Origin of the sequence: Rosenbergiella gaditana (assembly GCF_018494065.1) — a bacterium.
In the GTDB taxonomy this organism is placed as follows: Bacteria; Pseudomonadota; Gammaproteobacteria; order Enterobacterales; family Enterobacteriaceae; genus Rosenbergiella; species Rosenbergiella gaditana.
Map to the genome: position 1 here is coordinate 24215 of NZ_JABBFR010000019.1, position 13241 is coordinate 37455.

General features: G+C 47.0%; 11 protein-coding genes. All 11 read left to right on the forward strand.

The genetic code is table 11. The features are described 5' to 3' along the window. Window positions 1-354 precede the first annotated feature (354 nt). The 11 genes from sdhC (at window position 355) to cydX (ending at window position 13199) form a co-directional block, all read left to right on the forward strand. Window positions 355-744: a succinate dehydrogenase cytochrome b556 subunit gene (gene sdhC, locus HH682_RS12725; RefSeq protein ID WP_214237922.1), complete on the forward strand. Its 390-nt coding sequence runs from the start codon at window positions 355-357 to the stop codon at window positions 742-744. After that, on the forward strand, window positions 738-1085 hold the full coding sequence (gene sdhD, locus HH682_RS12730) for a succinate dehydrogenase membrane anchor subunit (RefSeq protein WP_214237923.1): 348 nt from the start codon (window positions 738-740) through the stop codon (window positions 1083-1085). The genes sdhC and sdhD overlap by 7 nt, the downstream gene beginning before the upstream one ends. After that, window positions 1085-2851: a succinate dehydrogenase flavoprotein subunit gene (gene sdhA / locus HH682_RS12735; protein WP_214237924.1), complete on the forward strand. Its 1767-nt coding sequence runs from the start codon at window positions 1085-1087 to the stop codon at window positions 2849-2851. The genes sdhD and sdhA overlap by 1 nt, the downstream gene beginning before the upstream one ends. Window positions 2852-2866: 15 nt before the next feature. Then, window positions 2867-3580 carry a succinate dehydrogenase iron-sulfur subunit gene (locus HH682_RS12740; RefSeq protein ID WP_214237925.1) on the forward strand — a complete coding sequence of 238 codons (714 nt, stop codon included), beginning with the start codon at window positions 2867-2869 and terminating at the stop codon, window positions 3578-3580. Between the two features lie 218 nt (window positions 3581-3798). Continuing rightward, the gene (gene sucA / locus HH682_RS12745; protein ID WP_214237926.1) at window positions 3799-6609 is read left to right on the forward strand and encodes a 2-oxoglutarate dehydrogenase E1 component; all 2811 of its coding nucleotides are present in this window, start codon (window positions 3799-3801) and stop codon (window positions 6607-6609) included. A 15-nt stretch (window positions 6610-6624) separates the two neighbouring features. Continuing rightward, window positions 6625-7845 (forward strand): 2-oxoglutarate dehydrogenase complex dihydrolipoyllysine-residue succinyltransferase, encoded by a 1221-nt coding sequence (gene odhB, locus HH682_RS12750; protein ID WP_214237927.1) that lies wholly within the window; start codon window positions 6625-6627, stop codon window positions 7843-7845. Between the two features lie 57 nt (window positions 7846-7902). Beyond that, window positions 7903-9069 carry an ADP-forming succinate--CoA ligase subunit beta gene (gene sucC, locus HH682_RS12755; protein ID WP_214237928.1) on the forward strand — a complete coding sequence of 389 codons (1167 nt, stop codon included), beginning with the start codon at window positions 7903-7905 and terminating at the stop codon, window positions 9067-9069. Further along, the gene (sucD, locus tag HH682_RS12760) at window positions 9069-9944 is read left to right on the forward strand and encodes a succinate--CoA ligase subunit alpha (protein WP_214237929.1); all 876 of its coding nucleotides are present in this window, start codon (window positions 9069-9071) and stop codon (window positions 9942-9944) included. The genes sucC and sucD overlap by 1 nt, the downstream gene beginning before the upstream one ends. A 414-nt stretch (window positions 9945-10358) precedes the next feature. Next, window positions 10359-11921, forward strand: a complete 1563-nt coding sequence (gene cydA / locus HH682_RS12765) for a cytochrome ubiquinol oxidase subunit I (RefSeq protein ID WP_214237930.1) — start codon at window positions 10359-10361, stop codon at window positions 11919-11921. 18 nt (window positions 11922-11939) lie between these two features. Further along, a complete protein-coding gene (gene cydB, locus HH682_RS12770) occupies window positions 11940-13079 on the forward strand; it encodes a cytochrome d ubiquinol oxidase subunit II (RefSeq protein WP_214237931.1) in 1140 nt (379 codons plus the stop codon). Between the two features lie 12 nt (window positions 13080-13091). After that, window positions 13092-13199, forward strand: coding sequence for a cytochrome bd-I oxidase subunit CydX (gene cydX, locus HH682_RS12775; protein ID WP_214237932.1), 108 nt, complete (start codon window positions 13092-13094; stop codon window positions 13197-13199). The last annotated feature ends 42 nt before the right edge of the window (window positions 13200-13241 follow it).

Consider the following 13241-nt stretch of genomic DNA (forward strand, 5'->3'; position numbering starts at 1 on the left):
ACCTATAGTAATTAAATAGCTAAAAAACTATAACATTTGGTAATGTCGTGGTTTATTGTGTCTAAATGTAAAATAAAGCCTTTATTTGCATCAAATCAGTGGATTAGCGATAAGTAAATGTCAGTAATAGTGAGTTAGATCACTGATTTGTTTTAATTTACACAAAGAAATTGTAGAGTAATTGTAATAAGATTGTGATCTCTCTATAATCCCTACTAGGTCTCCGGATTTACCTGTTTCAGGAGGCACCCAGCGTTTTTTTCGTCTAACACTGGATGTGACTGTTCTGTAAGTGAGCTTCACCAGAAGTTGGCAAGCAGCAGGGCCGGAGGAGACATAATAAAAAAGAGCTGTGTGGGCAAAACCGTGAATAAACAAAGACCTGTCAACTTGGATCTCTCGACGATCCGGTTTCCCGTTACTGCAATAGCATCCATTCTCCACCGTGTATCAGGCGTAATTACCTTCGTCGCGCTGGGAATCTTACTTTGGTTGCTAGGGCTCTCTCTCTCATCTCCAGAAGGTTTCAATCAAGCGGCTGCCATCATGGGAAGTTTCTTCGTGAAATTTATCCTGTGGGGGATCTTAACAGCACTGGCCTATCATATTGTCGGGGGAATCCGCCATCTGCTTGCGGACTTTGGCTTTATGGAAGAAACCATGGTTGCTGGAAAACGGAGTGCTGTGGCCTCCTTTATCATTGCAGCCATACTGTCGATTTTAGCGGGGGTTCTCGTATGGTAAACAATGTTTCCGCACTCGGAAGAAATGGCGTACATGATTGGTTATTGCTGCGAGCAGCCGCGATTCTGATTGCACTGTATGTCGTCTATATTCTTGGTTTTTTCGTGGTCAGCGGCCCACTTAACTACGATATGTGGCGCGGCTTTTTTGCCATGCCTTTTACCAAGGTATTTACGCTCCTCACGCTATTATCGATTCTCATTCACGGCTGGATTGGCATGTGGCAGGTGTTGACTGATTACGTTAAAAACCTTGCTGTCCGTCTGGTCGTGCAACTGATTATTATTATCGCATTAGCGAGCTATGCGATTTATGGCACATTTGTGGTGTGGGGTGCGTAATGAAACTGCCTGTTAGAGAATTCGATGCGATTGTGATTGGTGCGGGCGGCGCGGGTATGCGTGCAGCACTACAAATTTCACAATCTGGTCAAAGTTGTGCGTTATTATCAAAAGTATTTCCCACCCGTTCTCACACTGTTTCCGCACAAGGCGGCATTACTGTGGCATTAGGGAATACGCATGAAGATAACTGGGAATGGCACATGTACGACACCGTCAAAGGCTCCGATTATATCGGTGACCAAGACGCTATCGAATATATGTGTAAAACCGGCCCCGAAGCGATCTTAGAGCTTGAGCATATGGGTTTACCCTTCTCTCGTTTAGAAGATGGCACCGTTTACCAACGTCCGTTTGGCGGTCAATCGAAGAATTTCGGTGGCGAGCAAGCTGCACGAACGGCAGCGGCGGCTGACCGTACTGGGCATGCTTTATTGCATACGCTTTACCAGCAAAATTTAAAAAACCATACCACCATATTTTCCGAGTGGTACGCTTTAGATTTGGTAAAAAATGCCGATGGAGCAGTAGTAGGCTGTACGGCAATCTGTATTGAAACGGGTGAAGTCGTCTATTTCAAAGCCCAGGCAACGATATTGGCTACGGGCGGAGCAGGACGTATTTACCAATCAACGACCAATGCGCACATCAATACAGGGGATGGCGTGGGCATGGCGCTTCGAGCAGGCGTGCCGGTTCAAGATATGGAAATGTGGCAGTTCCACCCAACAGGTATTGCGGGTGCTGGCGTTCTGGTGACGGAAGGCTGTCGTGGTGAAGGTGGATACTTATTGAATAAGCATGGTGAGCGTTTTATGGAGCGTTATGCTCCTAACGCCAAAGACCTTGCTGGCCGTGACGTTGTTGCCCGTTCAATGATGATCGAAATTCGTGAAGGTCGTGGTTGTGATGGCCCTTGGGGTCCACACCTCAAATTAAAACTCGACCACTTAGGCAGCGAAGTCCTCGAGTCACGGCTACCAGGGATCTTGGAACTCTCTCGCACCTTTGCGCATGTGGATCCCATTAAAGAGCCGATCCCTGTCATCCCAACGTGTCACTACATGATGGGTGGGATCCCGACTAAGGTATCAGGTCAAGCCTTGACGGTTGATGCCCAAGGTAACGACGTTGTTGTGCCAGGGTTATTTGCGGTGGGTGAGATTGCTTGTGTGTCAGTACATGGGGCTAACCGCTTGGGCGGTAACTCCTTACTCGACCTTGTAGTGTTTGGCCGTGCAGCGGGCTTACATCTGCAAGAATCGATCGCTTCTCAGGGCACACTGCGAGAGGCGACCGAAGAAGAGATCGCACAAGCGATGAGCCGTTATCAACGCTGGGAAGATAACCGTGAGGGTGAAGATCCCGCTGAGATTCGTAAAGCACTACAAACCTGTATGCAACACAACTTCTCGGTCTTCCGTGAAGGCGATGCGATGGCTAAAGGCTTAGAAGAGCTAAAATCGATCCGTAAGCGTTTACACAATGCGCGTCTCGATGACCGCTCACCCGATTTTAATACACAGCGTATTGAATGCTTAGAACTCGATAATTTGATGGAAACTGCTTTTGCAACGGCAGTGGCGGCAAACTATCGTACAGAAAGCCGTGGTGCTCACAGTCGTTTCGATTACCCAGAACGGGATGATGAGAAATGGTTATGTCATAGCCTCTATCTGCCACAGAGTGAGAGTATGACCCGACGTGAGGTGAACATGCAGCCTACGCTGCGCGAAGCGTTCCCTCCCAAAGTGCGTACTTACTAATTGGCGGAGAGACTAATGAAGCTCGAATTTTCTGTATATCGTTATAACCCAGAAGTCGATGATGCTCCGCGTATGCAAGACTATACGCTGGAGGCGGAAGAAGGGCGCGACATGATGTTATTGGACGCGCTGATTAAATTAAAAGAGCAAGACCCAACGCTAGCGTTTCGTCGTTCATGCCGTGAAGGCGTCTGCGGTTCCGACGGCATTAACATGAACGGGAAAAATGGATTAGCTTGTGTCACACCGGTCTCTGCACTGTCTGGTAAAGGGAAGATTATTATTCGCCCACTACCTGGCTTACCGGTTGTTCGCGACTTAGTCGTCGATATGGCACAGTTTTACACCCAATACGAGAAGATTAAGCCTTTCTTGTTAAATGATAATAAAAATCCACCTGCACGTGAATTTTTACAATCGCCGGAAGACCGCGCACATCTTGACGGACTGTATGAGTGTATTCTCTGTGCATGCTGTTCTACATCCTGCCCATCATTTTGGTGGAACCCGGACAAATTTATCGGTCCCGCAGGATTACTCGCTGCTTATCGTTTCTTAATCGATAGTCGTGACACCGAGACAGAGTCACGTTTGGATAATTTGGATGATGCTTTCAGCGTATTCCGTTGTCATAGCATTATGAACTGTGTCAATGTCTGCCCTAAAGGTCTCAACCCGACTAAGGCGATTGGTCACATCAAATCCATGTTACTGAAACGTGGTGCATAGCATCATCAAGCGGGGAGGGTGACTCCCCGTTGTTTTACTGGCATCTTTGTCAATTCGATTGCACAGTAAGTCGTCGAATTGCCAAAGGTTCCCTGCGGGGGCAGTACTCTTTGCACTCGTATCGCTGAACCGATAGAACAGAGCGGTCATCTGTTTGGGTATCTCCGTTTAACGGTGAATTATATTACGAAAAGCATAGCATTGCTTAAGGGATCACTATGCAGAATAGCGCAATGAAATCCTGGCTAGACTCATCCTGGCTGGCCGGCGCGAACCAGTCCTATATCGAGCAGTTGTATGAGGATTACCTCACCGATCCTGACTCGGTAGATAGTGTCTGGCGTGAAAGGTTCGCACAATTCCCCGCGGACGCACTAAGACCTGATCAATATCATTCCACAACGCGAGAGTATTTTCGGCGTCTAGCCAAAGATGCGACACGTTATACTACCTCGGTGAGTGATCCTGAAACCAACTCCAAACAGGTTAAGGTATTACAACTCATCAATGCTTTTCGTTTCCGCGGCCATCAAAAAGCCAATTTAGACCCTTTAGGGCTGTGGCAACAAGAGGAAGTTCCTGATCTCGATCCGGCATTTCATGGTTTAAGTGCCAGTGATTTTAATGAAAGCTTCAATGTCGGTTCGTTTGCCTCAGGCAAAGAGACAATGAAACTTTCCGATATATTTGACGCATTGAAACAGACTTATTGCGGGTCAATTGGTGCGGAGTATATGCATATCACCAACACCGAAGAGAAACGTTGGATTCAGCAACGTATCGAATCGGTCGCCGGTCAAGCAACCTTCAGTGCGGAAGAAAAGAAAAAATTTTTAAAAGAGCTTACCGCTGCTGAAGGAATGGAAAAGTATTTAGGGGCTAAGTTCCCTGGAGCCAAGCGCTTTTCTCTTGAAGGCGGGGATGCTTTAATCCCAATGCTGCGTGAAATGATCCGCCATGCGGGTAAGCAGGGAACGCAAGAAGTGGTACTGGGTATGGCACACCGTGGCCGCCTTAACGTGCTGATCAACGTTCTCGGTAAAAAAACACAAGATCTGTTCGATGAATTCGCCGGTAAACATCATGAGCATCTGGGTGCCGGTGATGTGAAATACCATATGGGCTTCTCATCGGATCTAGAAACAGAAGGTGGTTTGGTTCACTTAGCCTTGGCGTTTAACCCCTCTCACTTAGAAATTGTTAGCCCAGTGGTAATGGGATCTGTTCGTGCACGTCTTGACCGTCTTGATGAGCCTTCAGCCATTAACAAAGTCCTGCCAATCACCATTCACGGTGATGCGGCGGTAATTGGCCAAGGAGTGGTGCAAGAGACGCTAAATATGTCTCAAGCACGAGGTTATATGGTTGGCGGCACTGTACGTATCGTGATCAATAACCAAGTCGGTTTTACCACCTCTAATCCGAAAGATGCGCGTTCTACGCCTTATTGTACGGATATCGGCAAGATGATTCAGACGCCGATTTTCCACGTTAATGCCGATGATCCCGAAGCGGTCGCTTTTGTGACGCGCTTAGCCTTGGATTATCGTAATACCTTTAAGCGGGACGTCTTTATCGATCTCGTGTGCTATCGCCGCCATGGGCATAACGAAGCTGATGAGCCGAGTGCCACGCAGCCCGTGATGTACAAAAAAATTAAGCAACACCCCACGCCGCGTAAAATTTATGCGGATAAATTAACGGCCTCTAACGTCGTCAGTGCAGGCGAAGTGACTGAACTGGTCAATGTGTATCGCGATGCACTGGATGCAGGGGAATGTGTGGTGGAAGAGTGGCGTCCAATGACGCTGAACTCCTGTACTTGGTCACCTTATCTAAATCACGAGTGGGATGAAGCTTATCCTGCGACGGTTGACCAGAATCGACTCAAACAGATTGCGGTTAATCTAAGTCAGATCCCTGCTGAGATCGAAGCGCAATCTCGTGTGAAGAAAATTTATAATGATCGTCATGAGATGGCGGAAGGAAACAAAGCTTTCGATTGGGGCGGCGCAGAAAACTTAGCTTATGCCACCTTAGTTGACGAAGGCGTTTCAGTCCGTTTATCGGGTGAGGATTCAGGACGTGGTACCTTCTTCCATCGTCACGCGGTCATACATAATCAAAGCAATGGCTCGACCTTTACACCCCTTCACCATGTCCGTAAAGGGCAGGGTGTATTCAAAGTATGGGATTCCGTCTTATCCGAAGAAGCCGTACTGGCCTTTGAATATGGCTATGCGACAGCAGAACCCCGTACCTTGACGATATGGGAAGCACAATTCGGCGACTTCGCTAACGGTGCTCAAGTGGTGATTGACCAGTTCATCAGTTCAGGTGAGCAAAAATGGGGCCGGATGTGTGGATTAGTGATGCTGTTACCTCATGGCTACGAAGGCCAAGGTCCAGAACACTCATCGGCTCGTCTTGAACGTTATCTGCAGCTATGTGCCGATCAAAATATGCAGGTCTGTGTGCCCTCGACTCCAGCACAGGTTTACCACATGATACGTCGTCAGGCACTTCGCGGTATGCGCCGTCCACTGGTGGTGATGTCTCCGAAATCCCTGTTGCGTCATCCGCTAGCAATCTCAGGTATGGATGAACTGGCACAAGGCGAGTTTATGCCTGCTATTCCAGAAATCGATTCGCTGGATGCGCAGAAGGTTAAACGTGTGGTGCTCTGTTCCGGTAAGGTTTATTACGATTTACTAGAGCAACGTCGTAAAAACGAGCAAGACAACGTTGCCATTATTCGTATTGAGCAACTCTATCCGTTCCCACACAAAGCGGTCCAACAGGCGATCAGTGCTTACAGCCATGTTACTGATTTCGTGTGGTGCCAAGAAGAGCCGCTTAACCAAGGCGCTTGGTATTGTAGCCAACATAATTTCCATGATGTCGTCCCCGCTGGGGCCAAATTACGCTACGCTGGCCGAGCGGCTTCCGCTTCTCCAGCTGTGGGATATATGTCTGTTCACCAAAAGCAGCAGCAAGAATTAGTTAATGATGCGCTGAACGTTGATTGATAAAAAGGAAAGACAATGAGTAGCTTAGAAATTTTCGTTCCCGATTTACCGGAATCTGTTGCCGATGCCACGGTTGCAACTTGGCACAAACAGCCCGGTGACAGCGTCCAGCGCGATGAAGTGCTGGTAGAAATTGAAACCGATAAAGTGATTTTAGAGGTGCCTGCGGCGGCTGACGGTATTTTGGAAGCCATCGTTGAAGCAGAAGGGGCGACAGTCGTCTCTCGTCAGCTATTGGGTCGTCTTAAAGAGGGTAATAGTGCAGGCAAAGAGAGCACAGCTACGCCAACGCCTTCTCCGGTTTCAGCACCTGATTCCGCCGCAACGACGCCGGAAAATAGTGACGAGTCCAATGATTTCTTAACCCCTGCTATTCGCCGCTTAATCGCTGAACATACCTTGGATGCCACGCAAATTAAAGGTACGGGTGTGGGTGGACGTATTACCCGTGAAGATGTTGAAAAACATCTTGCCGCGGCGAAATCAGCGTCTAAAACAGAGACCGCTGCCCAGTCTGTAACCATGCCTCTTTCAAACCGTAGTGAGAAACGTGTTCCGATGACGCGTTTACGTAAACGTGTTGCAGAGCGTTTGTTAGAAGCCAAAAATAGCACCGCCATGTTGACCACCTTTAACGAGGTCAATATGAAGCCAATTATGCAAATACGTAAGCAGTACGGCGAAGCGTTCGAGAAACGTCATGGTGTGCGTTTAGGCTTTATGTCTTTCTACATTAAAGCGGTGGTTGAAGCCCTTAAACGTTATCCAGAAGTGAATGCTTCAATCGATGGCGATGATGTGGTGTATCACAACTATTTTGATGTCAGCATTGCGGTGTCAACGCCACGTGGCTTGGTCACACCTGTACTGAAAGATGTTGATGCATTGAGCATGGCTGACATCGAGAAGAAAATTAAAGAGTTAGCGATCAAAGGACGTGATGGCAAGTTAACGGTTGAAGAATTAACCGGTGGCAACTTTACGATCACCAATGGTGGAGTGTTTGGATCCTTGATGTCGACACCGATCATCAACCCACCACAAAGCGCGATCTTAGGGATGCATGCTATCAAGGATCGCCCGATGGCAGTCAACGGCCAAGTCGAAATCCTTCCAATGATGTATCTCGCACTCTCTTATGACCACCGTCTGATTGATGGTCGTGAATCAGTGGGCTACCTCGTTGCGATTAAAGACCTGCTTGAAGATCCTGCACGTCTGCTACTGGATGTCTAATTTACTGTGGCGCGTGTAATATGCGCCTATTTTTTTGACCTGAACGGATAATACCCTATGAATTTACATGAATATCAGGCGAAACAGCTTTTTGCTCGTTATGGCTTACCTGCGCCGTCTGGTTATGCTTGCAGTACGCCTCGTGAAGCTGAAGAAGCAGCATCAAAAATTGGTAGTGGACCTTGGGTAGTGAAATGCCAAGTCCATGCGGGCGGTCGCGGTAAAGCGGGTGGCGTAAAAGTCGTTAAGAGCAAAGAAGAGATCCGTAGCTTTGCCGAAGGCTGGTTAGGCAAGCGTTTAGTGACCTATCAAACTGATGGGCAAGGACAGCCGGTCAACCAAATCTTGGTTGAAGCCGCTACCGATATCGATAAAGAGCTATACCTCGGAGCAGTCGTTGACCGCAGTACTCGCCGCGTGGTGTTTATGGCGTCAACGGAAGGTGGCGTTGAAATTGAGAAAGTCGCTGAAGAGACCCCACACTTAATTCATAAAATGGCCCTGGACCCGTTAACGGGTCCAATGCCTTACCAAGGTCGTGAACTCGCGTTCAAATTAGGACTGGAAGGTAAGCAAGTCAGTCAATTCGCGAAAATCTTTATGGGACTGGCGACATTATTCCTTGAGCGCGATCTGGCATTAGTTGAAATTAACCCGCTGGTCATCACCACCCAAGGTGACCTCATCTGTTTAGATGGAAAACTTGGCGCTGATAGCAACGCGATGTTCCGTCAATCTGAATTACGCGAAATGCATGATCCAAGCCAAGAAGATTCCCGTGAAGCTCATGCGGCACAATGGGAACTAAACTATGTTGCATTGGAAGGCAACATCGGCTGTATGGTTAACGGTGCAGGCTTAGCGATGGGCACTATGGATATCGTTAAACACCATGGTGGGCAACCGGCTAACTTCCTCGATGTTGGGGGCGGGGCAACCAAAGAGCGCGTGACGGAAGCATTCAAAATTATTCTTTCTGACGATGCGGTGAAAGCGGTACTGGTGAATATCTTTGGTGGGATTGTCCGTTGTGACTTGATTGCCGACGGTATTATCGGTGCAGTTGAAGAGGTGGGGGTGAATGTCCCTGTCGTCGTTCGTCTCGAAGGAAATAATGCTGAATTAGGTGCACAACGTTTAGCAGAAAGTGGTCTAAATATTATTGCAGCTACCAGTTTGACTGACGCTGCCCAGCAAGTAGTCGCTGCGGCGGAGGGTAAATAATGTCTATTTTGATTGATAAGAATACTAAAGTCATCTGCCAAGGTTTTACCGGTGGCCAAGGCACGTTTCACTCCGAACAAGCGATCGCTTACGGCACGCAAATGGTGGGTGGCGTAACCCCAGGTAAAGGCGGAACAACGCACTTAGGTTTACCGGTGTTCAATACTGTACGGGAAGCGGTGGAAGTCACAGGCGCGACTGCTTCTGTAATCTACGTTCCCGCGCCATTCTGTAAAGACAGTATTTTAGAAGCGATTGATGCAGGCATAAAACTGATCATCACTATTACCGAAGGTATTCCTACGCTGGATATGTTAACGGTGAAGGTGAAATTGGACCAAGCAGGTGTGCGGATGATCGGTCCTAACTGTCCAGGTGTGATCACTCCAGGCGAGTGTAAAATTGGTATTATGCCAGGCCACATTCACCAACCAGGTCGTGTCGGGATTGTTTCACGTTCAGGCACTCTGACTTATGAAGCCGTGAAGCAAACAACCGATATTGGCTACGGTCAATCGACATGTGTTGGTATTGGTGGCGACCCTATTCCGGGTTCAAGCTTTATCGATATTCTTGAGTTATTCGAGAAAGATCCGCAAACTGAAGCGATCGTAATGATCGGTGAAATTGGTGGGAGTGCCGAAGAAGAAGCAGCCGCTTATATCAAAGCACATGTCACTAAACCTGTCGTTAGCTACATTGCCGGTGTAACGGCCCCGAAAGGTAAACGTATGGGACACGCAGGTGCCATCATTGCCGGCGGTAAAGGCACTGCTGACGAGAAATTTGCGGCATTAGAAGCTGCGGGTGTTAAAACAGTGCGCAGCCTTGCCGATATCGGTGATGCGGTGAAAGCGGTTCTACCTGCTCGCTAATTAATTAGTATTTGTTATTAAGCCATCGACAGTTCGATGGCTTTTTTTTATTCAAAAATAAAACAAAAATAGTGAATAATTTTAACAATATAATTTTTCATAAATATAGTTATAATTATCTAGATCGAGATCAATTAACCCTTCGTTAGTTTCTAGAAATAATTAATCACTAAGATTACATTATCTTCCACTATCACCGTGAGCACCTCTCTCTACTTAGAACCTTTAATTGGGGTGGAAGGCTATCATTTATTAAATAATAGCTCTAGGCATCGGCAGATAATAAGCAGCCTAATCATAATGCCTCTTATTACTATTATGCTGGATTATTAACATCATCTCTTTAGATTTCATTAAGGTTATTGGAATAATTTCCAGTAACGGGTGAAAACTAGAGTGAAAAAAGGAGTAAGGATGTTTGATATCGTCGAACTCTCTCGCTTACAGTTTGCGTTAACCGCAATGTACCACTTCCTTTTTGTCCCACTAACGCTCGGTATGGCGTTCTTGCTGGCGATTATGGAAACGGTCTACGTTTTTACGGGTAAGCAAATTTATAAAGACATGACGAAGTTTTGGGGAAAACTGTTTGGGATCAATTTTGCCCTCGGGGTCGCCACCGGTCTGACGATGGAATTCCAGTTTGGCACCAACTGGTCTTATTATTCGCATTATGTTGGCGATATTTTTGGCGCCCCTTTAGCTATTGAAGGATTAATGGCTTTCTTTTTAGAATCGACCTTTGTCGGGCTATTTTTCTTTGGCTGGGATCGCTTAGGGAAAGTTCAACATTTAGCGGTGACATGGTTAGTGGCGCTGGGATCAAACTTATCCGCGCTATGGATATTAGTGGCGAATGGTTGGATGCAAAATCCTGTCGCATCAGAATTTAATTTTGAAACCATGCGAATGGAGATGGTGAGCTTCTCCGAATTAGTACTCAATCCCGTCGCGCAAGTTAAATTTGTGCACACCGTCGCTTCCGGCTATACCACTGGCGCAATTTTTGTCTTGGCTATCAGTGCATGGTATTTATTGAAAGGGCGCGATGTTGCGTTTGCGAAACGCTCTTTTGCTATTGCCGCAAGTTTTGGTATGGCAGCGGTACTTTCGGTCATCATTCTCGGTGATGAATCTGGATACGAAATGGGGGATGTGCAAAAAACTAAACTGGCCGCGATTGAAGCGGAATGGGAAACACAACCTGCGCCAGCCGCTTTCACACTGTTTGGTCTTCCCGACCAACAGGCTGAAAAAAACCATTATGCAGTTCAAGTCCCATACCTACTCGGACTGATAGCCACCCGTTCCACCGATAAGCCTGTGCTGGGGTTGAAAGATCTCTTAGCTGAGCATGAAATTCGTATCCGCAATGGGATGAAAGCCTATGCCTTATTAACCGAGTTACGCAGTGGTAATCAAGAAATGGCGGTACGTGAAGCCTTTGAAAGCCATAAAAAGGATCTCGGATACGGATTATTGCTCAAACGCTATACACAGAATGTCAGCGACGCGACGGAAGCTCAAATTCAGCAAGCTACTAAAGATTCAATCCCGAGTGTTGCACCGCTCTATTTCTCTTTCCGCATTATGGTGTTGTGTGGCGCACTGATCTTCTTAGTGATTGCCGCGTCGTTTATTACTGTATTACGTAATCGTATTGCAAGAAATCGCGTAATATTGAAAGCGGCAGTGTGTGCACTCCCTTTGCCTTGGATAGCGGTTGAGTCAGGCTGGTTTGTGGCGGAATACGGACGTCAGCCGTGGGCAATCGGCGAAGTGCTACCGACGGCCGTGGCCAATTCATCCTTAACTGTCGGTGATCTTCTCTTTTCGATGGGGTTAGTGCTTGGGCTTTACACCTTATTCATTATTGCTGAGATGTATTTAATGATTAAGTTCGCCCGTTTAGGCCCGTCGAGCTTGAAAACTGGCCGATACCATCATGAGCAATCTACGGATAACGCTTCAGTTTAAAGAATCGAGGACGCATTCATGTTTGATTACGAAGTATTACGCTTTGTGTGGTGGCTGCTCATTGGCATCCTCTTTATTGGTTTCGCTGTTACCGATGGCTTTGATATGGGCGTTGGGATGTTGGGGTGCTTGATAGGTCGTACAGACACTGAACGACGCATCATGATCAATAGCATTGCACCCCATTGGGATGGTAACCAAGTATGGTTGATTACGGCTGGAGGAGCGCTATTTGCTGCCTGGCCGATGATCTATGCCGCGGCATTTTCTGGATTTTATGTTGCGATGATGTTGGTGCTTGCTTCACTTTTTTTCCGTCCGATTGGTTTTGACTACCGTTCTAAGCTAGAAAATCCAACATGGCGGGGCATGTGGGATTGGGGGATCTTTATAGGAAGCTTTGTACCGCCTCTGGTTATTGGTGTGGCATTCGGTAATCTTTTACAAGGGGTACCATTCCACTTCGATAATGATTTACGCTTATTTTATACCGGAAACTTTTTCCAACTGCTCAACCCGTTTGCGTTGTTAACGGGGATAGTCAGCCTGACCATGATCCTGACGCAAGGTGCGACTTATCTTATGATGCGTACCGATTCAGTGTTATTGAAAAGAAGTCAGCGTTGTAGCCAAATAAGTAGCGCAGTTATGTTTGTCTGTTTTGCGTTAGCCGGTGTGTGGTTGGCGAATGGGATAGAAGGGTATCAGTTAGCGTCTACCCTCAATCATGCAGCCGAATCTAACCCAATCGGTAAAGAAGTGGAGACTGGGGTAGGATTATGGCTAGAGAATTTCTCCACCACACCGAGTTTATGGATTTTTCCCCTAGGTGGACTCGTATTTGCGTTAACGACCTTTGTTTTAGCCTCAGTGCAACGAGGAGGGTGGGCGTTCTTTAGCTCATCATTAACCATTGCTTGTGTCATCATGACAGTGGGTGTGGCAATGTTCCCCTTTATCATGCCATCAAGTACTGTCATTAATAATAGCCTGACGATGTGGGATGCAACCTCAAGCCAGCTCACGCTTACCACCATGACATTTGCGGCGATGATCTTCGTGCCTATTGTCTTGGCGTATACCGCTTGGTGCTATTACAAAATGTTTGGTCGGGTAACTCAGCAAGATATTGAAAAGAACACCCACTCATTATATTAAGAGGTAAGTCTTATGTGGTATTTCGCTTGGATCCTAGGCACATTACTTGCCTGTTCTTTTGGTGTAATGACGGCTTTAGCGCTGGAAAATAGTGAAAATGAGAAAACACCTAATCCTTAACACTGATTAATTGAATTAGTTTGTTTATCTTTAAAGCTAACC